Below are 23,463 nucleotides of genomic sequence, written 5' to 3' on the forward strand. Positions count from 1 at the left end.
TTACTTTTAAGGAAATACAAATGGAAGTTTATCAACACATCAAAACAGGGAATTTTTATCTTAAGTTAGATGAAGCAAAAAATTGTACAAACGCTAACGACGGACAACAGATGGTTTTCTACTGCGAATATGGCAAGGAAAATCCAATGAAATTTGTGAGAGATAAAAAAGAATTTTTAGAGAAGTTTAAAGTGATAGATCTTTCATAAAAACCTAAATCCTAAATTGAAAATCGTAAGATGTCTTCTGCCATTTCCATTTTTGTTTTTTTGAGGTTTTTACTTTCTGTTTCGGGGAAGTCAGTTTCGATACATAAATTGCTATATCCATGTACAAGGGACCAAGCCATAAGAGCAAAACTTCTGTGGTTTTCTTTTCTACGTTTCTCTTTCAGATAAAATCGACAACCTCTGACAAGGATCGCATACGATTTTAATTTAGATTGTTTCAGAATTTTAGATTCACTCGTTCTTTTAGTTTGAAACATAAGCCGATAGTAATTTGGATTTTTTACCGCAAATTGAATGTAAACCAATCCCAATTTTACAAAATAGTCATCAGGATTCCCTGAAACTTGGGGGACCTTTTTTTGTAAGGAACCAAGTCGATCAAATCCAATCGAAGACAAAATCTCTAAAACTTCTTCTTTGTCTTGGAAATGCCTATAAACAGCGGCATGAGAAACTCCAGAAAGAGTGGCTACTTCCCGGAGAGAAAAGTCGGAAGCACCTCTTTTTTGTAACAATTTATGGCAAGATTTTATGATCGAATTTTTTAAATCCCCGTGATGATAAGAAGTTCGGCGCACAGTCCGATTTTGAAAAATAAGTTACCAGTGGCAACATTTTTATTGAAATAAATCCATTAGATGTTACTAATGGTAACATATGGAGGTTGTTTTATGCAAACACTTACAACCGAAGAAACCCAAAAAATTTTAGAAGACATGACTATTAATTTTAATCACGGCGGAAGAAAAATTACAGTCCCACCGCCGATATTTCTCGCTATGAAAGCGGAAATCCTTTCCTATACCAAGGGAAAAAGTATAACAGTTGCCTTTCCTGTTTCTCTCGACCAGACCAATCCAATGGGAATGATGCAGGGTGGAGTCATCGCAGCAGCTTTTGACAATGCATTTGGACCCTTGAGTTATTTAGTGGCAAAACGTCCGACAACAACAATTGATATGAATATTCAATACATTCGCGGAGTTGCAGTGGACCAACGTGTCATTGTAAAAGCATCAGTTGAAGCAAAAGGATTTTCAACCATTCATATGGTAGGAGAGATGCGCACAGAAAAAGACAAACTTTTAGCAACGGCAACAACCAATCTTTTGATTCTAAAAATTCCGGGAGGAGGGGAATAATAAATTCTATTTGTAGTCGTATCTTTCTAAAACCATTTCAATGATCGTTGGTGTGCAAGTGGTTGTATCATTGAAATGTTGGCTCATGATGACGCCATGAAGGAAGGTTTTGATTAGGATCATTTCTTTATCCGGTTCTTTGACTCCATAGGACCGGAAACGTTCTCGCATCGCCTCTTTGAATGGGGCAAAACGTCTTTCCACATTTTCCAACATTTTTTTCGAAAGTGAGACGGATCCAGGTTGGAAAAGACAAACAGAAATCAAAACCATGGTTTTTCTTTCTTCTTTTGCAAATTGGATCGAGCGATTAAAAAATTCCCTGACATATTCTTTTGCGGAAAGATTTGGCGGGATATTGCTGTAAAATTTTTCCTGTTTTGCGAGGTGGGAATCGATGATATGTTCAAAAATTTGGTTTTTGCTCTTAAAATAGTTATAAGCAAGACCCTTGGAAATTTTTGCATGGTTTGCGATCATTTCCATGGTGGTTTGAGAGAACCCATGTTTTGCGAACAAAACAATTGCCGAGGCAAGAATCCTTTCTATGGACTTCTCCCTGGCTTGCTGCTTTTTGTTCTCCGATTTTTGAGATGTCTTAATGGGCACTGACTTCACCGTTCTGGTTCTTTCGAATTTCGCAAACACTTTTTAATCCCAATTCGAAGAGAAAGAGGGGTTAGAATTCACTTGGAAGACTCGGGGCCATCCAGTTTTTGGTCTGTATGAGTTCATTTGCATCCGTAACAGTACTAAAACCAGCCAATATCTATTTCAATGGAAACGTTACCAGCCGCACGGTCCTATTTCCTAATGGGGAAAAGAAAACCTTGGGAATCATGATGCCTGGTGATTATGAATTTGGAACCGACCAAAAAGAAATTATGGAAATCCAATCCGGAAAACTTTCCGTTTTATTACCAGGATCCGAAACATGGCTACAAATTGACGGTCAATCCGTGTTTGAAGTCCCTGCTGGATCCAAGTTTAAATTGAAAATTGAAACTGTAACAGACTATTGTTGCTCTTACGTTTGATCTACAATTTCCGCAGTTGGGGCATTGTTTTTAACAGAATTAATGCCACTTTCGCAAGCTTGTTTTGAAGAATAACCTTCGCTAGATGCGATGATTTCTCCATTGGCAGCTTTCAGGCGGAAACGGAATTCTCCTGCTTTGTCTTTGTAAATTTCAAATTTTGCTGACATATACCTTTCTCCTTGATTTGCCAAAACTATCGATTGTTTGGAGATTTTGGCAATACGTTTTCTTTCTGGACTTGATTTTGAATTCCAGCAAGTGCCGTCCTTTCAAACACTGACCTTAGAACCGTTACAGTCCCATGATCCCCGTTCGCAGAATTAATTTATTTCTATTCCTACTGGTTTTTATTTCTTGCGGTAACAAGTTCCCGGAACGCCCTCCTATCCAATTTACATTCGAATCCAAAACACCAGAACAGATCTTGATGGGGGAGGTTCTTTGGTCCAAGGTCCACGAAATGAAGTATCATTTTGGGTATTGGAAACCATCCGTCTGGGTAAAATTTGATCTGGTGAACCCGGAAGAATCCACAAAGGACTACATCCTCGAATTAGAATCTCCTTGGGTTGATTCTGTTTTATTGGTTTGGAAAGAAAATGGAAAAGTGATTGAGAAACGATTTGATGGTTCTGCTGCTTTTTCTTCAAGAGAATTGCAACACAGAAATCCAACTTACCAATTGACCTTGGAACCTTTGGAAACAAGAACCATTTATGCTCATATTAAAAACTCAGGGATACTCAATGCCCCATTTCGCATTTGGAAGATAAATTCTTTTTTTGATAGGATTGAAAGGGATTACGTTGCAAATGGAATTTATTTTGGGATTATATTTGCACTTCTATTATATAATCTATTAATTTATGTTAGCGTAAGAGAAAGAGCCTATGTTTATTACTGTTTGTATCTGACAACTTTAGGGATTAATTATTCCTTACTAGGCGGGTTTTTTAAACAGTTATTGGTGCCTGACTTAGGTATGTCCATCAAACCTTATCTTTATGTATCTGTGAATGCTTCTTTGACCTTTGTTGGTTTGTTTTCACTCTCCTTTCTGAACCTAAAAAAGGTCAATCCTTGGTTGGACCGGGTCATACGTTTGAGTGTGCTAGCCTTCGGATTTATGTCTGTCCTTGCTTTTTTTCTCCCGCATAATTGGATGGAAGTTTCTTTTATATATACTTTTCCTTATATGTTTTTACTACTTATGTCTGCGGGAGCTTATTCCTACAAAAAAGGAGTAAAGTCATCTTTGTTTTTTCTTTTGGCATGGTTTACTTTGTTCGTCGGAGTCATTGTCGATTCTTTAACGAAGGCTTCGCTGATTCCATTTTCTACCTTTGGAAGGTATGGGGTTCAAATTGGGACTGCTTTTGAAGTGATCTTATTCTCTTTGGCTTTGGGTCGTCGCTTGCGTTTTTTATTAGAAGAAAACCTTTTGGCAAAAAATGAGCTAACAACGATTAAAAAAGATTTAGAAACCGCAAGAAAAATTCAAATGCGGATTCTTCCTGACCAATTGCCAGAGAATAAAAATCTTTCCGTGGTTGTTTCATATTATCCTCTTTATGATGTGGGTGGAGATTTTTATGATTTTTTTGAATTCAATGATGGATTGGGTTTAGTCATTGCAGATGTGACTGGTCATGGTGTAAGTGCAGCATTAGATTCTTCTACTGTCAAAATCGCATTTCGAAATGCAAAGGAATATAACAAGTCTCCCAAAGAATTAATCGGAGCAATGAATCGGTTTTTATGTACAAGTCTTCATGCTCGTTTTGTCAGTGCTGCCTATCTCTATATCGATTATGAAAAAAAGAAATTGAGTTTTAGTTCTGCGGGGAACCCTCCTTTTGTGATCATTCGAAATGGAGAAATAGAATCATTCGAATGTCCAGGTCTTTTGCTCGGCGTTCGTCCAAATTATCAATATGAGGAACGAGAAATTAGATTGCAGGAGGGAGATCGAATTTTGGTTTTTACGGACGGATTGTACGAAAATTTAAAGCCCGATGAAGAACCTGAGGCTATTTTGTTTCCTGAAATCATACCAATTGTAGGCAATTCACAAGAGTTGTTCCATCAAAATCTTTTAAATCGACTTTCTCGGATGAGGCAGGTTTCCAGAGACGACATCACCCTCATTTCTCTCGATATCACTTGAAAACAAAGTGATTATCAAAATGTGCGTTGCTACCTTTTTAAATAATTCTTGCATAAATTGTTATTTTTTGTGCAATTACCTGCTAACGAATGTCTACAACCGATTTCTATTTCAATACATTAAAGAATAATCGTTTTTATTTTTGGGTTTTATTATTCTGTTTTTTGCCTTTGGTTCTTGTTGGTACTTTTCCTGAATACTTTTATCGAGAGTTCGAAATTGGATTTTTTTTAGTATTTCATAATGTTACGGAAATATTTAGCGTTATCGTTTCATTTTCCGTTTTCGGCTTAGGTTATTATTCCTATTCTCAAAGTCGGAATGCTCATACTTTATTTCTCGGAGTTGGGTTTCTAACGGTGGGTCTTATTGATTTTATGCATACCTTAGGTTACAAAGGGATGCCTGATTTTGTGACTCCAAATTCGGGAAACAAATCATCTCAGTTTTGGATTTTTTCTCGGATGGTTACTGCAATTGTATTGCTTTGTGCCATATATATTCAACCGAATACGAAGTATAAACTAATAAAAGAAAGGGTTCTCGTATTATTTGCCTTTCTGATTGTTGGGGTTATCTTTCTATTAGTTATTTTTTTTAATGAATGGATTCCTGATACTTATGTACAAGGGAAGGGTTTAACCCCATTTAAAAAGAATGCAGAGTTTGTGATCATTGGAATTTTATTTCTATCTCTTCTGCTTTATCGTAGGGCAAGTTTCTATACCTCCAGGAGACAACTACAGTATTATCTATCTGCGTTTATTGTTTGTATTTTTAGTGAAATGGTCTTTGTTTTTTATACAAGTGTATATGACGTTTATAATGTTGTTGGCCATCTCTATAAAATTGTTGCCTTTTATCTAATATACAAAGCTGTTTTTATTGCAGCAATCAACGATCCTTATGAGAAATTAATAGAAGCGAACCAACTCTTGTCTGAGGAAATCGAAGAAAATAAAACATATTCGGAGATGATTAAAAAATCTTTGCGAGAAAAGGAAAACTTAATCGCGGAAATTTTTCACAGAACGAAAAATTCCATTCAGCTGGTACGTTCGATTTTAATGATCCAAGCTTCTGATTTCCCAGATGATAAGAATATCCAATCTATAGTGGAAGATACTTCTATAAAAATCCAAACCATGTCCTTGGTTCATGACCACTTGTATGCCAATCAGGATTTAAGTGAGATCAAAGTGTCTGCATATTTAGAGTCATTGGCTGAGATGGTCAAACAAGCCTATCCCCCCGTCGGAACAGATGTTAAAATTAATTTTCAGGTTGGAGAAGGGGCTTTGCTTTTGGACACGGCTGTTCCACTTGGACTAATTTTTACAGAGATATTATCCAATAGTTTTAAATATGCGTTCCGAAATCAAAAGTTAGGTGAAGTTTTGATCCGTTTTTCTTTTGAAGGAAGTGTTTGCCATTTCGAATATAGAGACAATGGTGTTGGATTACCAGATGGATTTAATTTAGAAAAACAAAAGAAATTGGGTTTGAGTTTGGCAAAGATTATTGCAGAGAAACAAATGGGGGGAACCTTGAGTATCGATGGTACCCAAGGTTTTCAATTGAAACTTACCTTCCCAAGTGATTTATACAAGAGAAGGGTCTAACTCATCGGTAGTATGATTTAGATATTCTCGAGTGAGTTGAAACCAGGATTCTGATTGTGGAATACCAGGTTTTCTTTTTCCAAACATTTGTAGAATCAAGTTGCCTTCGTTGTCAAAAACTTCCACTGAAGTGACAAGTCCATCTTTGGTAGGTTTGTCAACAATCCAAACTGATTCTATGAGATCCGTTCTTAAGTGTAGGTTAAATTCAGGATCAAGAACATTGAACCAAGGCCCCATGGGCTCTAGTTTTTGAATTTTGCCAGTATGGATTTGAATCATTCCTGGATTTCCAACAAAAATCATAATGTCCATTTCCTGTTTGCTTGTTTTTTCCATTAGGTTTAGGAAATCATTTGTTAGGATTTGAAAAGCGAATTTCCCATTTGCTGCTTTTAGCGAAAATTCTCTTGAGTAGTTGAATCTGCGGATCAAAGAAAAAAAATCATGTGTGTCTTCAAGTTGGCTCCAAGCTTTCAGAAACTCGGGAATGTCTTTTGGATCGTTTGTTTCTAGTTTGATGATTGTTTCGGTAGATGGTTTGGTAAAGGTTTGTGTTTCATCTACGAACTGGCTCATTATGAGTTTCCATCCATCGAGTTCTGATTTTTCTGTTTGATAGATTTTATGAACAGCTTCCCCTTTCGAGTCAAAAAACTGGAAACTACGCATTAGATTGTTTTCTCTTGGTTCTTCTACATAAAACCCATACTTCCAATCTTTTAAGAAAATTCTTAAATCGATATCTTCTCCTACTGCGAGAGCTGTTTGTCCATTGACGGAAACATTTTTGTAGATTCCTTTTCTTTCATGTACGCAAGATTCGTTTCTAGTCAGAGCCATCACATAGCCTAGATTCGGTGTATTCAGCAAAAAATTTGCCCAATCCGGTCTCATTAGTTTGACTGATGGACCAAGCTTTGTAGCAAGAAGTTCCGCTTCGCTTACTTTTAAATGTTTGGCGGCATCTCGAATTCTAAGTTTGGGCATTTCTTTGGTAAGATTTTCCCATTGTTGCTTTAAATTTTCATTCATATTGTTTCTCCTATGATTTCTGGAATGATAAAATTTCCTTCTGGTGATGTTAAGATCCGTGCTTTCATGCCAAATGCTGATTCTAAATTTTCTAAAGTAAGAACCTCTTTTGGTTTCCCTGACTTTATGATTCTTCCTTTGTGAAGTAAGGTGATGGTATCTGCATAAAGAGCTGCTAAATTCAAATCATGTAGAATCATGAAGATCGCATAACCTTGATTTGCCATGTGGCGACAGACATTTAAAGTTTTATATTGGTTTGGAATGTCTAAAGCGGAAACAGGTTCATCAAGAAAGATATACCGAGGCGGTGTTTCCCAGACTTGTGCTAAGATTCTACCAAAGTTGATTTTTTGTCGTTCTCCACCAGACAGAGTAGAGTAGTTTTGTTCTTTTTTGTCTAAAGAATTTGTGATCTTTAAACAAGTTTGAACAATTTCTTTGTCTCTTTTTGTGTTTTTTTCATGAGGGTGTCGTCCAAGTTCGATGACTTCTTCAGAGGTAATTGGGAAAGTAATTGTCGTTTCTTGGGTAAGGACTGCTCTTTTTTTTGCCAGTTCATTTTTGGGATAATTTTTTAAATCGATTCCATCCAGATAAACATTTCCTTTTTTGAGGGCCAGGTCACCACATAACGCATGGAAGAGGGTGGATTTGCCAGCTCCATTTCTTCCAATTAGAACGTGTAGTTCTCCCGGTTTGATTTCTAATTCAATTTTAGAGAGAATTTGTTTGGAACCAATCTGATAGTCTAAGTCAATTGCTTCAATTGTCATACATGGGGCATCCTTTTGCGAATCAAACTAAGAAAAAATGGAGATCCGAGGAGGGCGGTCGCAATCCCGACAGGAATTTCGGAAGGGGCGATGATGACTCTACAGATCCCATCTGCAAAACATAACAATCCTCCACCTAATAAATAAGAGGTGACAAGTAAGTATCGATAATCCTGGCCTATTGCGAGTCGGACTATATGGGGAACAGCGAGGCCAACAAACCCGATGTTTCCTACTAGTGAAATGCAGGCTCCTGTGCTCACCCCTACAAAAAGAATTGCGATGGTTTTTAGTAGTTCAGTAGATACTCCAAGGTGACTTGCTTCCCTTTCACCTAATATGAAGACGTTTAACTGGTTTGCTATGAATGGACTGACAAAGATTGGGAAAATTAAGAAAAAGGAAAATGATTTTAAGTTGGACCAAGAGCCTCCACCAAGACTTCCCATATTCCAAAGTGATAGGTTCCTTAGTTGAGATTCATTTGCGATGTAACTTAAAATTCCGATGGCAGAATAACAAATTGCATTTACTGCGATACCTGAAAGAAGTAATGAAAAAATATCGGTTCTTCCTTTTGACTTTGCAAAAAAGAAAATTAAAAAAGAAGAAAGAATCCCTCCGATAAAAGAAAATAAAACCACACTCCATATAGAATGTAAAAAAGGAATAGATGCTCCAAGGACAATTGCGATCGCTGCGAACAAAGAACATCCGGCTGTGATCCCAATGAGACCAGGGTCAATGATTGGGTTTCGAAAGAGCCCCTGCGCTAAAGAACCAGACCAAGCCAAGGACCCTCCGACCATCAGACCAAGAAGAATCCGTGGAATTCTTAGTTCAAAAAAAACTCGTGCTTCTAAACTTTCTTTTTGAAATAGATTCTCCCAGCTGATACTCATTGCTCCTAGTAATGACGATGAAATCGCTGAAAGAATTGTAAAAATCGCACACCCAATGGTGAAGATAAGTTTTTTCTTCATTCCATTTGTTTCCATTTCTCATTTAATGTTTTTAATGCCAAAGGTAACCTTGGTCCAAAACCTAATAAAAGGAGATCATCTACAACGATTAGATTCTTTTCTTTTCCTGCTCTTGTAAATTCCATTCCGTTAATTTCCCAAATTGCTTTTTCCCCACCAAAACCTTGTGCCGATTTTTCTGGCATAAGAATGATGTCTGGATTTGCTTTTGCAAGAGCTTCACTTGTGAGAGGTTTGTATTCAGAAAATTCATGGATAACATTTGTCGCACCAGAGAGCTGAATCATCGAATGCGCAGCAGTTCCTGTTCCTGAAATAAAAATAGAACTCGGATTTCTTGAATAAATAAAGAGAACCTTTGCTTTTGTTTTATTAATTTTTAATTTCTGAATTTGGCCTTTAATGTTTTTGGCTAAAACGTCTGCTTCTTTTTCTTTTCCGAAAAGTTTTCCGATTTCTAACACACGTTTGGCTGGAGTTTCCAAAGTAAATTCATCAGGGAAAAGGTGAAGAGGGAGACCTGCATCTTTTAGATTTTGAATTGTTGTGGGAGGGCCTGCTGATTCCAAACCAATGATTTGAGTTGGTTTTAAGTTTAAAATTCCTTCTGTAGTTAATGTCCGTTGGTATCCGACACTGGGAAGGGAAGTGGCTTGTTTGGGAAAGTAGGAGGTAGTGTCGACGGCTACTAACTGACTTTCTAATTTCAGTGCGTAAATAATTTCAGTCACTGTCCCGTTGACAGAGATGATGCGATGGTTTGTCTCTGCAAACAGAGGGAAGGTGAAAAGAGAAAGGGATAAAACAAGAATTCCCTTTGCGATGGTTGTTTGGAATTGATTCATGGGCCCAGGATTGGAGGGAAGATCCATCTGTCAATCATAAACGAGAATGAGACTCAATATAAGAATTGACAAGAATCGGGCAAAAAAGAATTTGAGAATCAGAATCAATTAAAAACGGGAGAGCACCTATGAACAAGCTCAAAAAATTCCTAACTTTAACCTTGGCTTCTTGCCTTGCTTTGACCTTCATTTCCTGCGAACAGGAAGAGAATGCTGATAATAATACTACCTTTTTGGGACTCTTAACAGTTTCACAAGCAATGGCAGATGCGACAAAACGCTGCGAGACTGTAATCGATGGTACTTACACTTCTGGCACTTATGCTGCTTTGTGTACGCCGACGGCAGGGCAGGGACGTTTCTTTCGTATCGAAGGAATGAAGGCTTTAGGAGAGAATGGGTATTTTTATTTGTTTCTCGGTTATTCAGCAGCACCAACAAGTGCAACACCTGCAGCAACAGGCCAGTACTCATTTGTTGCAGGGAAGTCGGTATCAAGTCCAAATCCCTATGTTTGGTTTCGAAATTTAGAATATGGAAACTACCAAGGTGGACAGGCGGCGAGTGGTGCAAATCCAACTAACTTCAGTTTTTCGACAGATCAAGAGCTATGTGTGAGTTTCTCTGGAACTACAACAGCACCCACAACTTACCTTTGGGTAACTGGTGTCAGTGGTGCAAACTGTAAACTAACAAATACACTTCAGAAAGAAAATGCGGTGATAAATTATTCTGCATGGCCTTCTTCTGGGAACGTGATTCCCGCTGGAACCCAAGCATACTTCCGTTTCTCAAATGTTACATTGTTAACTGGAGCTAAAATTGTTGTTTCTTCGGAAAGCATCCTATAACGAAAAGAACCGGTTGCCGAACAAAATTCGGCAACTAACAAAAAGTGAGTTTTTATGAATCAAATAATACAATTGGTGAAACGAATTACGGTTTTTGGGTACTTCGTCTTTTTTAATATTTTTTTAATAAATTGTTCGATGAAACCAAAGGCAGAAGATGATTCTGCTGCTCTTTTGTTTCTTCTTACAGGCGGGAATTCTAACAACTCGTCCTGTAGTATTCCGGCAAACGCTGTGAATACTACAGGATCTTACAGTACTATTGTGAATGCATCTTCAGCATGTGCCTGGGTATATGTTAGCTTAAAGTCAGAGGGAGTGCTTGTTGATTCTTCTGCACAATGGGACCTTGCTTTCAAAAGATATAATATAGAAACCAATAGTGGCACAAGTGGCTCAGGAAGTGGGGGAGCTTGTGATTCAGGATCAACAAATTTTTCCGCTACATTTAATGGTTCTGAATGTACGGCAGTGGTAGATGTAAAGTTATCCTCTGCTGGAGGAGGCCCTGTGTCTGCTTCTTCGGAAAGTATTAACCCGGTTATGGCTGCACCACTTGATTTAACTCCAATGCCTGCAGGTTATGGCACTTGGTATACCTATGCAGATACAATTTTGACAGCAAAATCAAAAGTATATATCGTTACAGGTAGTGAAGGTTCTAAATATGCAATACAAATGTTGGATTATTATAGTGTAGCTGGCACCTCTGGGTATCCAAAATTTCGTTGGAAGAAGTTATGATCCTTTTTTGCGAATTGGTGTTTGGTGCTGATGATGTCTCAATTTATCTGTAATCAAAAGTCCAACAAAAGAGATTTCGTGTGTTTTTGTTGGATAGCTCTTTTACTTATGATCGTGCAGTTTGATTTATTCTCACAAACGGTTACACCCAAGGAAGGTGCAGAGAATCCTGGGCCTGCAATCAACAAGGAGACCACCAAACAACAAAAACATGAAGAGTCTGGGGTCCAGCCAAATGAGGTGAACGGGGATCGATCAAATATAATCACTGTCACTGGGACGAGGCGTAGGAATTTGCTTAAAGATTCGACGATCACGACAGAAGTGATTACTCGAAAAGATATTGATGCGATGGGAGCAAGAGATTTATCTCAAACTTTGGGGAATGTTCCTGGAATTGAAGTGAGACCAGCACAAACGGGTGAAAGGGGACAAACTGTTCGATTGCAAGGGTTATCTGCGCAAAACGTATTGATACTGGTGGATGGACAAAGAACAACCGGAAGGTTTAGTGGCTCAATTGATTTAACAAGATTTAAAGCAGAGGACATCGAACGAATTGAAATTGTAAAAGGTGCGTCTTCTGCCATATATGGATCCGATGCGATTGCTGGTGTCATTAATATCATCACTAAGGAAGCACAAGATCCATTGTACGCAGAGTTTCGAACTTTAGGTGGATCTGGCAGTGAAAAATACTATGGCCCGTATACGGAATTTCGAAATTATGCGTCTGTTGGTGCAAAAACTGACAAACTATCAACCTTGATCACAGTGGGTTGGCATAAAGGGGAAGGATATGATTTAACACCTGATGCTACTCCGGGACCAAGGAACGGTCGTTATGCCTCACTAGCCCCAGGTTACAATCCGTATCCTGCAAATACGTCTATTGTTAATTCCTATTTATTTGCTACAAGATTACCTGGTTATACTCCTCCTCTTGAATCTACATCTGGCAGTGCCTTTAATGATATGAACCTATCGAATAAAACTGTTTATCATGCAACGGATAACTTAACTTTGACAGGTCAGTTTTATTATCGACATTTAGACCAGTCGGCGGTGGATGCATCACCACCTCGAACTGTATATGATCGCAGAAATAGAACTCATGATTTTATGGGTGCATTTAATGTAGATTGGGTTGCAAACAAAAAGATAAATGTAAATCTTAATGCTAACTATTCTAGGTTTCAGGATTTATATACAACGGACCAAAGAAAAGCGGACGATTTAGATTCACAACAAAGGACAGACAATGCAGTCACTGAGTTCCGATCAAGAGTGGATTATAAAATTTCTGAAAATCATGTGACTTCAGTGGGAGCAGAGAACCTACAAGATCAAATTTCATCTGCTCGGATTGCACCAGATTGTCGAAGAACTTATCCTAATGTTTGTTATGAAGATTTTAATCCAGAGTTAACCAAAGGCCAAACAATCAATGGGAATGCCTATCGTTTCCGAAATGCATTTTATGTACAAGACGAATGGCGAGTTTCGGACAAACCAAGAATTCAAATTGTTCCTGGAGTTCGTTATGATCATGATTCAATTTATGGTGGGGAATGGCTTCCTAAACTTGCAGTTCGCTACGATGTCACGGATCAGTTTCGATTTAGAGCAGCTAATGGACTTGGATATAGAGCACCAAGTTTCCAAGATTTATATTTTAATTTTTTAAATCCTGGAGTAGGGTATCGAGTTGTTGGGAGTTCAAATTTAAAGCCAGAACTTTCGAGAAGTTATAATTTTGGTTGGGAGTGGGATATCACAAAAAGGATTTGGTATAGCTCCAATTTGTTTCATAACAACGTAGACAATTTAATTGGATTTAGAACCAATCCGGTAAGAGATTCTTCTGGTCTGATGGTTTACCAAACATCAAATTATCAAAAGGCAACAACACAAGGAATTGAGTCTTCTCTCAACATCAGAATTTCCGAAATAGTTACCACAAGTGTCGGTTACACCTATACGAATACAAAAGATGAACTAACAAATCTTCCACTTGAAGGCAGAGGCCCACATCGTTGGAACTTTAGTGTTCGATTGGATGAAAAATCAAGTGGATTGTCTTTGTCTGTATTTGCTGTAGTATTCGGAAAACAACCATACTATTGTGTAAAAAATCCTTTCTGGTGTAATCCTGATCTTCCATCCAACTTTGATGGATTGGAGGCGTTGTTAAATAACCAAGCACAAACTAACATAACAAATTCGCTCAGTGCACTTCCTGCTGCTGTATCGGATTATTGTTCGGAAAATAATTTGTCTTATTGCACAACAAATCCAACTTATGGATACCGAATGGTGAACCCTCATACAAATTTAAACTTACGTTTGTCTCAAAGATTTTTTGGACACTTTCAATGGTTTGTAGGTGTTGATAATGCATTGGATGCTTGGGATTTACAGTACAATCCGCAAAGGCCTCGTTTTTATTATTTTGGATTGGATGGCAAATTTGCTTTTAGCGAAGTGAAAATGACTCCGGTAGAACCCCAAGTGAATTAAAAAATCCTTTCAATCTTTTCTTGGTTCCCGCAAGAATTCAGTATGCAAACAATCTATCTTGCGGGACCCGAAGTTTTTTTACCAAATGCTTTGGAGGTTCTTGCAAATGCAAAAAAACTTTGTGAGAGATTTGGATTTGATGCTCTCACTCCTTTCGATGGTGAAGTGACAGATCAAGTCAAACTTGCCAAAGCTAATCAGATTTTTAAAGAAAATATTTTACTGATTCAAAAATCGGATCTTGTAATCGCCAATTGTAATCCATTTCGAGGCGCCTGTGTTGATGATGGAACTGCTTTCGAAATTGGATACGCATATGGAAAAGGGAAACGGGTTTTTGGTTATCTAAAGGATAATCGAAGTTTACCGGAAATCGTAATGTCCAAAATTTCAACCAATCAACATGATTCTGGTTATGCGATCGACCAAGACGGATATTTGCTAAATGAAGACTTTGGTAACAGCATAAACTTAATGTTAGAATTCTCTATCTTAGATTCAGGCGGAAGTTTGGTTCTTGGAAATTTGGAGACTGTGTTGAAATTAATCAAACTTTAGGTTAAAGTAAAACCTGCGTTTCGTTTTCGAAATGTTTCTAAACCTAAGTTCCAAGTAGAATGATCTCCCATTAGGATTACTTTCTTTTTTGCTCTGGTTATTGCAGTGTATAAAATTCTTCGGTTGAGGATCGGAATTTCATTTAGATCTTCTGATTGGTAAGAGGAAATGGGTGGCAAGTAGAGTAGGATGGTATTGTATTCTGAACCTTGGCTTTTATGAATAGTCAGGAAAAAAGCAGGCTCATGTTCAGGTAGAGTGTCCAAAGCAAAAGAATACAGACGATTTTCAATGGGGAAAACCGCCCTTAATTCAGAATCAATTTTTAATACGAGTCCAATGTCTCCATTAAAAAGTTTTCGGATCTGATCATTTCTTTTGATGATGATTGGCATTCCTTCGAAGTAAAATGATTTTGCTAAGTGGCGGTATTCGATCTTTTGTGAATTAGAATGGAAGGAGGTTAAATGTTTTTTTGCTAAATCAAGGATTCGGTTGTGAATCGATTCGATCCCAAAAAAACCGTTCCTTAAAATTGTCAAACACCGATATTCCGATATTAGTCCATCTAAGATTTCCTTGTTTTGTTTTAAGGTTAAATCTTCTTTTTTCCAATCTAAGGCAGTGGACTTGACGGCTGTCTGTAAAAAGAAGTCTGTCCATAAAAAATGGATGAGGTCATTTTGTTTCCAATCTTTAAATGAAACGTCGTCTTCTTTGTTCGATTTTTCTTTTTGTAACCAAATAAAATCTGCTTCATCTGCGATTTGGTTGTATTCTAATACATCTGGGTTTGGAAAATTTTCTTTTCTGTCAGGATGATCAAATGAATTTTTTACCAATTCTGCAAATTGACTGAACTTGGAAGTGTTAGATGATCTATGATTTGTCTTTAATTCTGATACAAATTTTCCTTGTTTTTTGAATTCAATCAGAAGGTCTGATAATACTTCCCCTTGTCCTACTGAAGGCAATTGGTTTGGATCACCTAATAAAATTAATTTGGTTGTTTCCCCGATTGATTGTAGAAGTAAATTCATTACTTCTATGTCCACCATAGAAGTTTCATCCATAATGATTAAATCGTAGGGTAAGTATCTTTTTTCTCCGTAATATGGTTTGGTGATATTGGGGAAGATTTTTAATAAGTTATGGATAGTTTGCCCTCGAAGCGAAGAAACAAGTTCTTTTGTATTTGGGAAAAAACTTAAATTTTTTTGAATGGATTCGGTAAGCCTTTGTGCGGCTCGCCCCGTGGGTGCTACAAGTGCTATTCGCTTCGGATTTGGTAGGCTCTTAATTTCATCCAACACCTTTAAGATGAAGGAAACTACAGTTGTTTTTCCTGTCCCTGGTCCACCTGCAACAATTCGAAAAGAAGAAGTGGCTGATTCAATTACAGCTTGTTTTTGTTCTCTTGCGAGTGGATTTTGAAAGTTCGTTTCTAAATGAGAGATGATGGATTCAATTTCTGTTGTTTTTTTTTGTGCTTTTATTTCCTCATTTGATAGGTTTGAAACTAAGGCGTTAATATTTTTTTCAAATTGTCTTTTTTCTTTATATGTTTTTTGAAAGAATAACCTAGACTCTTTTCCAATCGATTCTAAATAAAAAGGAAATCTATTTTCGAAATTTGTTATGGATTTTTGGTCTGTAATCGAAAGAAAAAGATCTCCATTTTGTGTTGCTTCGATTAAGTTTGATATTAGTTCTGTATGTTCATCTGAGAGGTGAGGAAAACAATGGATGATCTCTTTCGCCATTTCCAAATAAGAAGAGTCAGTTTGTTTCATAAATAGTGTTTCTCCAAACTAACAGATGCTTCTTGGATGTAAGACAAGATTTCATTTCGAATTTTACCGAATGTTTCTAAAGTCCATTGGTTTTCTGAGGTTTTGAGATCAGAATAGATCCCTGCATTTTGGAAAGTGCCCATACCGCGTAAAAATAAATAGTAAACTCCTCCAAAACGATCTAAAGCTAGCGCCTCTCCATAAAGAGAAGATAGGTAGTCAAAAAGGATGAGGGCGTAAACCGATTTTTGGATCATGTATCCTTTTTCAACCACGGCTGCTGTGACCGCAGTGGTATCATAAAGATCATTTGGCAAAAGATTTGATTTGTAATCTGCAATGTAGTACTTCCCATCTTTACAAAACACCAAGTCGATGGCACCTTTGAGGTAATTTTCAAATCCCGGAGCCAACGGAGTTCCGGATTTTTCTAACATTTTTTGGACATACAAATGAAATTTTAATTCGGAAGATTTTTCTTCTGGTTTTAAATGACTCAAACAAAAAGTTGATCCATCCGCCAAAGTGATTTCTGCAGTCATTGCTTGTTTTAAAAGATCCAAAACATTTTTTTCTAAAGATTCAGCCGGTGTTTGATGTAATTGAATCGGATATTGGCGAAAGGATTGTGAGTATGCCCAGATCCATGAAGGGTGTTTGGAAATTTTTTCTACTTCTAAATCAAAAATTGAAAATTCACATAACTCAAGTATACGATGTAAAAAATTTCCAACTTTGGAACTGGAAGGAAGTTTAGATTTTGTTTGATAGGGTTCCGATTCGAGAGGTTCTTCGATTTCTTTTGGAGTTTCATTGTTTTGTTTTATCGGATGAGTTTGAGAGCTTTGTAAGCTTGTATAACTATGTTGCAATAAAATTCTTCCTGCTTTGACTTCAATAGGAAGAACAACTGGCTTTGTTTTCTTTTTTTTGTTTTCGATTACTTCTGTTGTCGTATTTTTTATTCTAATAAAATCAGAACGAGTTTGATTTCGAAATTGAAAACTATTTTGAGAGTTAGGAAGTTCTGAAAGTGTATCCTGAATCCTTTGCAGTTCGTTGAATAAAATATTTCCATATCCTGATTTTTGAAAAGAATCTTTTCCCCAAGATAACTTTGGTAGATATAATCTAAGGTTAGGTCTTGTTAAGGCGACGTATAGTAATCGTTTTTGTTCGTTTAGAAAATGTTTGAATTCATTTTGTTTTCCAATTTTTGAATCCCAGAGACTCAGTATCCACTTTCTTTCGTTTTTTTTGTTTTCTTCGATTAGGGTAGGGTATTCGTAATTTGAAATACTTTGTGCTCTGGTTCCAAAATAATATAAAAAAACAATGGGCCATTCCAATCCTTTGGAGGCGTGAATGGTTAGGATTTGAACGGCATCGTCTTCTGTTTCGCGGTCATATAGTGGTTCTTCCTCTGGTGAAGATTTGGTTTGTTTGAGTTTTCTCAGTTCAGCCAGTAATTCAGTCAGGTTTGCGTTGGATCTGATTTGAAATTCTAATAATCTTTGAAAAATTTGTCTGTAATTGGTTCGTTTTCTTTCCCATTCTAAGTTCTTTAAATCATGATTCCAAAGAACTTTTGTTTCATCCATCACAGAACGAAAAAAAGTAGCATACCGGTTGTCCCGAATGAGTTTTAACCAAACATCCATTAGGGATTTTTCATAGGAATCAATTGAATGTTCGTTGTATCGTGGCAGGTCTTCAGGTTTTACACCAAAAAGATCGGAGAATAAAATTCGTTTATAAGAGCGGGAACTATTTGATTCTTCTAGACACTCTAATAGATTTTCAATTTGTTCCGCTTCTCTTGACTGGAAAATCCCTCTTTGTTTGTAGATAGAGCAGGGGATTCCAGCTTTCGAAAGAGTTCTTTCAATTAATTCTGTGTCTTTTTTGCTGCCACATAACACAGCTATATCTTTCAATTTAACTTTTTGAACGGCAACAGTTCCTTTTTTTCTATAGGATAGAGTTTGTTCATTTTGTTGGAAGGATAGGATTTCGTTTTTGATTGACTCAGCCCAAATATTTTTCGCTGAGCTAACGTTCTGAATGTTTTCTTGGTATTGGATCACATGGATACCAAATTCATTCGGATCAATGTACTGGTATTTTATTTCCGAAGGTTCTGGATAAGATACTGGATGGTATTGGTAATCTTCTTTTTTTGACCCTGGTTCCTCAATTGGGAAAAAGTTAGTTTGCCCCAAATCTTTCTCTTGGTTATGGAAAAGTAGATTTAAGCCATTGATGATTTCTTTGGTGGATCGATAATTTGTAGTTAGACTCCCTTTGGAATTGTCAAAATCCGATGCTGCTTCTAAGTAAATCCCAATATCAGCTCCACGAAACCCATAAATACTTTGTTTTGGATCTCCAATACAAAATAACATTCTTGTTTTGTCTTTTGGGTCTACAAAAAGAGATTTAAAAATTTGGTATTGGTTTTTGTCAGTGTCTTGGAATTCATCTAGGATACAAACTTGGTATCGTTCTTTTAATGATTGGATCAAAGTATGGTTTGGGACTTTCACAAGAGTCTCGTGAACTTTTAAAATCATTTGATCGTAAGTTAAAGATTCACCCGTTTTTAATTGTTGTTTTGTATCTTCCACTAATTGGAGCGCTGTTTCTTGCAGAAACCATACTCCATTCATATCGATTTGATCGATAGGGAATGTTTCTTCTAACAAAGAAATTACAGCTTCTATGTTAGATTGGAGTTGTAAAGCCTCCGCATCCAAATTTTTTGCAACTGTTTTGCCGACTAATAAAAAATAGGCGAATCCTTGGTAGGTTGCTCCCTCGGAACTTCTTTTTAATCCAACAATTCGTTGTAATTCTATTTTGAGAAGTTCAGGATCCTTTGATTTGATAGCAGAGAGAAAACTTTCAAATAAAAGCCAGTTTTCCATCCATTTTTCAATGGTAACTTTGTTACCTTGGGTTTGGATGGATTGACCGACAGGGCCTCGCAAGGAATCAATGATTTGGGTTAGGGAAGTGACAATTATTTCAATGTTTGATGAACCAAGGATAGAATCTATTGTTATTGCTTTCGGGAAGTGGTAATTTTTTGTATTGGAAAGAATTTTTGATACAGCGATCGTAATACTCTCTTCGTTCTCTAAAGTTTTAGATTCAATTAGCTCTTTTGCCAATTGGTCTGATTTTTTTCCGCCCCAATGATTTCGTTTCAAAAGATAAAAATTTTTGTTTATGATTTCATCTGTACTCACCAAACGAACGTTTGGATTGTTTTGGGTTTCAATTGGGTATTCCTTTAAGACCATATTACAAAATCCGTGAATGGTTGAGATTGTTACTTGGTCTAAGTCACGTAAGTACCGATAAAAACCTGGTTTGTTCCCATTATCTGATAGTTCTAATATTTTTGCTTTGAGTCTTGCCTTTAGCTCTCCCGCAGCTTTTTCTGTAAAAGTGAGAATCAATGTATTTAAGATTCTATTTTCTAAGATGTTATTTTCTACATCATGTTTCATGATGTCGCCTAACATTTCCATGATGAGATAAGTTTTGCCCGTTCCGGCGGAAGCTTCTATGAATTTTGGTTTTTGAAGTAGGGGATGATCCATTTAAGAAAACCCCTTTTTTAATAGTGGTAAAAAAATATGAATCACTGACTGGATCGAAAATTCATTAAGCAAAACTTGTGTGTATGGGGAAAGTTTCATCAACCGGTTTTCAAATTCAAGGATCGTTTCTGACTCCTCATTTAAAAAATCATTCCAGAGTTGTTCTATCTTCGTTAAATCTGTTCCAATTTCCTCTAAATCATGTTTGGCGGAAAATAAATTGAGCCCAGCAGTGGGGATATATTTTGGATTTTTATCTGTGACCAATTGGAATATAGATTCCAAATACACCTTACAATCAGTTTCTGAAAGTTGAGTCATGTCGATCCAAACATTATTTTTGAAATCTTTTGAATTGGCGGGAATAATTGCCAAATGATTTCCTGTCACTCGAAACAAACAAGCACTCATCAATATATAGGCCATCTTTCCGAAATAATCTTTTAAATACTCGTTAGGATGTTTCGGTTTATCATAGAGACTACCAGAATAAAACCAATAGTACATTCCATCTTTTTCGATTATATTTTCCCATTCCCCAACAAGCGTATGTGTTTCCGAAACTTCGTAGGGGCTCAGTTTTTTGCAATCTCTTAGCCCTGTATCACCAATAGAAACAGCACTATGATAAACTAACCGATCATCTGGATGGAAAAGTGTTTCTTTGATGACAGAAAATCTTTCTGCAACGATTTCTAGTTCGTCTAAAAGTTTTTCTGATGAAACGATATAAAATGCTCCATAAGGGAACTCAGCATTTTGTTCTGCTTTGAGAGTGAACTCTTGAAGATGGGTTTGAATTTTATTTCTATTCCAGGTCCATTCCTTTTCAGTGACTAAAGATTCTGTAAAAATTGGAATGAAGATGGATTTGATGGTGAAAATTTCTAACTGGTTGAGTCGGAAAGGTTCTTCTTTGGAATCTTCTTCCTCGTCCCAAATTTTTCCCATGTTTTCTGATAAGGATCCTAAGATGGGATTCTTTAATCCATTCGTAAGTTGTTGTATAGAAAGTTCATTTGTGATTCGAGAAGAGGTTTCTTCGAAGACTAAATCTTCTGGGTTTGTAAAATTAGGATTTGGAAATTCGTAACCTTCTCCTATAAATCTTTCTAAGTTTCTAATATAATCAAAAGATGGGAAAGGATTTTCATCGTAGAATCGACTATAAGATGTTAGCGGCAATTCCACTGCCTCTTTGACCTCCATTGCACTCATTACTTCGAAAAGAGTAGAACAAGGCTCAAATTCTTTATCTTCTAAAGTATTTTTACCTACATAAGAAAAAGTGATACTTTCTTCTGCTGATAAAATTGATTCCCAAAATAGCGATTCTTGGATTTCCCTTCGATTAAGATCCCATGGTTTGGAATCATACCTTCTTAGGTTAAATCGAGATCGATCAATCGAACCAGGGAACTTTCCTTCGCCAAGGCCCGCAATGTAAACATGCAAAAACGGAATAGGTCGCATTGGCTGTAAAAGAGAAACGGTGACACCTTCGGTTAAATAATTACCACGTTGCATGGGGATATCAGAAAAAATTTCTTCCGTTAGTAGGGAGATCATTTCTAAAAAATCATTTGTTTCTTCCCAATCCGATTCACACCAGGATTGGATGGAACGTAACCATTGGTTAAAATAAATTCTTTCTCTTTCCCATTCTGCTTCGAAAAAAAATAATTTTTGGAATAAGTTCTCAAGAATGGAATAACGTTTTTCTTTTGGTGCCTTTAATATTTTTTCTTTTAGTTCAATGCGAATTTCTTTGATTCGATTCCATATTTCTACAAATTGAATGATTGTTTTTTCTGAAGAGATTTGTTTCGTTACAATTTGTGTTTCAGTCCAAGCAGACTCTTCATCAGCAACCATAGAGACAACTGCTCTTTTGAGACCAAAAGAAATTGTATATGGGTTGTATTCGTTTTCTTCTTCGTAAATGGAACCTAACGAATCAATCAATTCCAGAACTTTGATAGAAGTTTCCTCTTCATTTAAGTCGTTTGGCCCGGTGATGAGTGGATTTTTAAATAGAGTATGAATATCTTCTTTTTCGAATCGATCGTTTTTGATGCAGCGGAACAATGTTGATAATGCTAAATAAAGTTGCGAAGTGTCTTTTGCCACTAAATCAGTGATAGAGTAGGGTATTTTGATAAGATTAGGTAGGTTTGTTTCGTTATCCGTTGCATAAATTCCACCATCAAACACCCATTCTACGGCAGATCGGTATTCATTCATATTCGGAACCAAAATTGCAAAATCAAGTAAATTCAAATTTCCTTTATTTGAATTAATTTTATTCAAAATATCATGAACAATTGATTCTATTTCTCGATATACAGAAGGCGCATTCCATACGCGGACGGTTTGGTCTTCTAAATAGTTATCTTCTTTGAGTGGTTCTTCTAATAAAATGGCTTTTAATTTGGAAAGCATACCTCCACTCATAAATTTTGATTTTTGTTTGTTATAAATCTCTTTTGAAAATTCTTTTGCCAAAAAAGATTGTGGTTTGGAAAATTTAGATAAAAAGTTTTTTGTTTTCTCCGGATTTTTCCCAATGGTTTTACCATTATGAAATTGATAGATATGAACGTGTAATTCTGAATCTGAATGCCCAGCCGCTTCTTTCAAAAAGTCGATGTAGGTCCCGGAAAGGTTCGACAAACAAAACAAGTGTAAGTTGCCTCGGAGTGGCAATCCTTTTCCTTCTTCCAAATAGTGGAATAAGTTTTTTGGCTTTGTTTTATCTTTGTAAATCTCTGAGTAAATATTTTTTTCCAGTTCCCAATATGGATCTTTTTTAATTTCGCTTGGAAGGTTTTTTGTTTCCAAACCAAGCCAGTCTTTAATCCAGTTTTCTCGATTTAATTCATAATCTTTGAAATACCTAGTTAGTACATCGGCGAGATAATACATTTTTGGAATTTCTTCAAGATACGTTTGGATTTCCGGAAATTTTTTTAGTAGAGAGTCTTGTTTTTGATAAAGTAGGGCAAAACAATCACGTTTGACTGTTTCATATTGGTATAATGCGGAGTCTTCTTCGTATATTTGTATATTCTTATTTTCGAAAATGATTTTTAAAATCGCTTTTTCTAAAAATGTAAATTCTATATTTAATGAAAGATGAGACGGATCAAATTTTGGTAAATTTAGTCGCAACCAAGGGATCAGGTTTTGATTCGGAACCACTACCAATGGTCTTTTCAGAGGGTTTACTTTTTGGTCTTCTGCAATTCGTTTCCCAAGTTCGGTGGTAATTTCATCCAGATGAAGACCTGCGTAGTAATGTATCGGCAACGGGTTTCCCTTTTTTGGTAATTCGTACTGATTCTAATCCCGCAACGATCAAAGTCCATTCTAATCTATTTAAGAATTGGAAAAATAAATACGGGGGCGCCACTTCCGGCTATCCGCTCCAATCTTTTGCTTTGCAAAAGGATTTCCGCTACTATCCGGGGCGCATTAGATTTTTGTTATCTGGTTTGTTAAAAAGGAAGTGATTTAGTAGATCAAAATGGGAGAGGAAACCCTCTCCCA

Annotated in this window: 19 protein-coding genes; 9 read left to right on the plus strand and 10 right to left on the minus strand. The window is 36.6% G+C overall.

Annotated features, from left to right (window positions below; all coding sequences use genetic code 11):
* Window positions 1-20 precede the first annotated feature (20 nt).
* A complete protein-coding gene (locus tag EHQ47_RS01490; RefSeq protein WP_135747490.1) occupies window positions 21-209 on the plus strand; it encodes a hypothetical protein in 189 nt (62 codons plus the stop codon).
* An 11-nt stretch (window positions 210-220) separates the two neighbouring features.
* Here EHQ47_RS01490 and EHQ47_RS01495 read toward each other — a convergent pair whose 3' ends face one another.
* On the minus strand, window positions 221-808 hold the full coding sequence (locus EHQ47_RS01495; RefSeq protein WP_135776410.1) for a TetR/AcrR family transcriptional regulator: 588 nt from the start codon (window positions 806-808) through the stop codon (window positions 221-223).
* Between the two features lie 93 nt (window positions 809-901).
* Between EHQ47_RS01495 and EHQ47_RS01500 the strand changes: the two genes are divergently transcribed.
* Complete coding sequence (locus EHQ47_RS01500) at window positions 902-1,372, plus strand: PaaI family thioesterase (RefSeq protein ID WP_135747492.1); 471 nt, start codon at window positions 902-904, stop codon at window positions 1,370-1,372.
* A 6-nt stretch (window positions 1,373-1,378) separates the two neighbouring features.
* On the opposite strand, the gene EHQ47_RS01505 is transcribed toward EHQ47_RS01500, so the two are convergent.
* Window positions 1,379-1,981: a TetR/AcrR family transcriptional regulator gene (locus EHQ47_RS01505; RefSeq protein WP_135747514.1), complete on the minus strand. Its 603-nt coding sequence runs from the start codon at window positions 1,979-1,981 to the stop codon at window positions 1,379-1,381.
* A gap of 116 nt (window positions 1,982-2,097) precedes the next feature.
* Between EHQ47_RS01505 and ppnP the strand changes: the two genes are divergently transcribed.
* The gene (gene ppnP / locus EHQ47_RS01510) at window positions 2,098-2,409 is read left to right on the plus strand and encodes a pyrimidine/purine nucleoside phosphorylase (protein WP_035984072.1); all 312 of its coding nucleotides are present in this window, start codon (window positions 2,098-2,100) and stop codon (window positions 2,407-2,409) included.
* Here the strand turns inward: ppnP and EHQ47_RS01515 are convergent.
* Window positions 2,400-2,579: a YegP family protein gene (locus tag EHQ47_RS01515; RefSeq protein WP_004788220.1), complete on the minus strand. Its 180-nt coding sequence runs from the start codon at window positions 2,577-2,579 to the stop codon at window positions 2,400-2,402. The two genes, ppnP and EHQ47_RS01515, sit on opposite strands and share 10 nt — an antisense overlap.
* A 134-nt stretch (window positions 2,580-2,713) precedes the next feature.
* Between EHQ47_RS01515 and EHQ47_RS01520 the strand changes: the two genes are divergently transcribed.
* The gene (locus EHQ47_RS01520; protein WP_135747493.1) at window positions 2,714-4,579 is read left to right on the plus strand and encodes a 7TM diverse intracellular signaling domain-containing protein; all 1,866 of its coding nucleotides are present in this window, start codon (window positions 2,714-2,716) and stop codon (window positions 4,577-4,579) included.
* Window positions 4,580-4,668: 89 nt separating this feature from the next.
* Complete coding sequence (locus EHQ47_RS01525) at window positions 4,669-6,201, plus strand: MASE3 domain-containing protein (RefSeq protein WP_135747494.1); 1,533 nt, start codon at window positions 4,669-4,671, stop codon at window positions 6,199-6,201.
* Here the strand turns inward: EHQ47_RS01525 and EHQ47_RS01530 are convergent.
* The 4 genes from EHQ47_RS01530 to EHQ47_RS01545 are packed head-to-tail and all read right to left on the minus strand — an operon-like array spanning window position 6,181 to window position 9,840.
* On the minus strand, window positions 6,181-7,236 hold the full coding sequence (locus tag EHQ47_RS01530) for a hemin-degrading factor (RefSeq protein ID WP_135747495.1): 1,056 nt from the start codon (window positions 7,234-7,236) through the stop codon (window positions 6,181-6,183). The two genes, EHQ47_RS01525 and EHQ47_RS01530, sit on opposite strands and share 21 nt — an antisense overlap.
* Window positions 7,233-8,012, minus strand: a complete 780-nt coding sequence (locus EHQ47_RS01535; RefSeq protein WP_135747496.1) for a heme ABC transporter ATP-binding protein — start codon at window positions 8,010-8,012, stop codon at window positions 7,233-7,235. Before EHQ47_RS01535 ends, EHQ47_RS01530 begins: the two co-directional genes overlap by 4 nt.
* Entirely contained in the window at window positions 8,009-8,995 is a 987-nt protein-coding gene (locus tag EHQ47_RS01540) for a FecCD family ABC transporter permease (protein ID WP_135747497.1), read from the minus strand. The genes EHQ47_RS01535 and EHQ47_RS01540 overlap by 4 nt, the downstream gene beginning before the upstream one ends.
* Window positions 8,992-9,840 carry a heme/hemin ABC transporter substrate-binding protein gene (locus tag EHQ47_RS01545; RefSeq protein WP_135747498.1) on the minus strand — a complete coding sequence of 283 codons (849 nt, stop codon included), beginning with the start codon at window positions 9,838-9,840 and terminating at the stop codon, window positions 8,992-8,994. Before EHQ47_RS01545 ends, EHQ47_RS01540 begins: the two co-directional genes overlap by 4 nt.
* A 128-nt stretch (window positions 9,841-9,968) precedes the next feature.
* Here EHQ47_RS01545 and EHQ47_RS01550 point away from each other — a divergent pair, with 128 nt between their 5' ends.
* The 4 genes from EHQ47_RS01550 to EHQ47_RS01565 all read left to right on the plus strand — a co-directional run bounded on the left by EHQ47_RS01550 (window position 9,969) and on the right by EHQ47_RS01565 (window position 14,513).
* Complete coding sequence (locus tag EHQ47_RS01550) at window positions 9,969-10,691, plus strand: hypothetical protein (protein WP_135747499.1); 723 nt, start codon at window positions 9,969-9,971, stop codon at window positions 10,689-10,691.
* Window positions 10,692-10,745: 54 nt separating this feature from the next.
* A complete protein-coding gene (locus EHQ47_RS01555) occupies window positions 10,746-11,435 on the plus strand; it encodes an HmuY family protein (RefSeq protein WP_135776411.1) in 690 nt (229 codons plus the stop codon).
* Between the two features lie 108 nt (window positions 11,436-11,543).
* A complete protein-coding gene (locus tag EHQ47_RS01560; protein ID WP_135776412.1) occupies window positions 11,544-13,955 on the plus strand; it encodes a TonB-dependent receptor plug domain-containing protein in 2,412 nt (803 codons plus the stop codon).
* 42 nt (window positions 13,956-13,997) lie between these two features.
* Complete coding sequence (locus EHQ47_RS01565; RefSeq protein ID WP_135747502.1) at window positions 13,998-14,513, plus strand: nucleoside 2-deoxyribosyltransferase; 516 nt, start codon at window positions 13,998-14,000, stop codon at window positions 14,511-14,513.
* Here EHQ47_RS01565 and recD read toward each other — a convergent pair.
* From recD to EHQ47_RS01580, 3 genes are read right to left on the minus strand one after another with little or no spacing between them, the layout of a single operon-like run.
* Window positions 14,510-16,306, minus strand: a complete 1,797-nt coding sequence (gene recD / locus EHQ47_RS01570) for an exodeoxyribonuclease V subunit alpha (RefSeq protein WP_135776413.1) — start codon at window positions 16,304-16,306, stop codon at window positions 14,510-14,512. The genes EHQ47_RS01565 and recD overlap by 4 nt on opposite strands.
* Window positions 16,303-19,914 (minus strand): UvrD-helicase domain-containing protein, encoded by a 3,612-nt coding sequence (locus EHQ47_RS01575; RefSeq protein ID WP_135776414.1) that lies wholly within the window; start codon window positions 19,912-19,914, stop codon window positions 16,303-16,305. The genes recD and EHQ47_RS01575 overlap by 4 nt, the downstream gene beginning before the upstream one ends.
* Window positions 19,915-23,223: an exodeoxyribonuclease V subunit gamma gene (locus tag EHQ47_RS01580; protein ID WP_135776415.1), complete on the minus strand. Its 3,309-nt coding sequence runs from the start codon at window positions 23,221-23,223 to the stop codon at window positions 19,915-19,917.
* Window positions 23,224-23,463 lie beyond the last annotated feature (240 nt).

This window comes from Leptospira bourretii, from assembly GCF_004770145.1.
GTDB lineage: Bacteria > Spirochaetota > Leptospiria > Leptospirales > Leptospiraceae > Leptospira_A > Leptospira_A bourretii.

Coding starts and splice junctions, on each gene's coding strand:
- EHQ47_RS01490 (WP_135747490.1), top strand. CDS start 21: ATGGAAGTTTATCAACACATCAAAACAGGGAATTTTTATCTTAAGTTA.
- EHQ47_RS01500 (WP_135747492.1), top strand. CDS start 902: ATGCAAACACTTACAACCGAAGAAACCCAAAAAATTTTAGAAGACATG.
- ppnP (WP_035984072.1), top strand. CDS start 2,098: ATGAGTTCATTTGCATCCGTAACAGTACTAAAACCAGCCAATATCTAT.
- EHQ47_RS01515 (WP_004788220.1), bottom strand. CDS start 2,579: ATGTCAGCAAAATTTGAAATTTACAAAGACAAAGCAGGAGAATTCCGT.
- EHQ47_RS01520 (WP_135747493.1), top strand. CDS start 2,714: ATGATCCCCGTTCGCAGAATTAATTTATTTCTATTCCTACTGGTTTTT.
- EHQ47_RS01525 (WP_135747494.1), top strand. CDS start 4,669: ATGTCTACAACCGATTTCTATTTCAATACATTAAAGAATAATCGTTTT.
- EHQ47_RS01530 (WP_135747495.1), bottom strand. CDS start 7,236: ATGAATGAAAATTTAAAGCAACAATGGGAAAATCTTACCAAAGAAATG.
- EHQ47_RS01535 (WP_135747496.1), bottom strand. CDS start 8,012: ATGACAATTGAAGCAATTGACTTAGACTATCAGATTGGTTCCAAACAA.
- EHQ47_RS01540 (WP_135747497.1), bottom strand. CDS start 8,995: ATGAAGAAAAAACTTATCTTCACCATTGGGTGTGCGATTTTTACAATT.
- EHQ47_RS01545 (WP_135747498.1), bottom strand. CDS start 9,840: ATGAATCAATTCCAAACAACCATCGCAAAGGGAATTCTTGTTTTATCC.
- EHQ47_RS01550 (WP_135747499.1), top strand. CDS start 9,969: ATGAACAAGCTCAAAAAATTCCTAACTTTAACCTTGGCTTCTTGCCTT.
- EHQ47_RS01555 (WP_135776411.1), top strand. CDS start 10,746: ATGAATCAAATAATACAATTGGTGAAACGAATTACGGTTTTTGGGTAC.
- EHQ47_RS01560 (WP_135776412.1), top strand. CDS start 11,544: ATGATCGTGCAGTTTGATTTATTCTCACAAACGGTTACACCCAAGGAA.
- EHQ47_RS01565 (WP_135747502.1), top strand. CDS start 13,998: ATGCAAACAATCTATCTTGCGGGACCCGAAGTTTTTTTACCAAATGCT.
- recD (WP_135776413.1), bottom strand. CDS start 16,306: ATGAAACAAACTGACTCTTCTTATTTGGAAATGGCGAAAGAGATCATC.
- EHQ47_RS01575 (WP_135776414.1), bottom strand. CDS start 19,914: ATGGATCATCCCCTACTTCAAAAACCAAAATTCATAGAAGCTTCCGCC.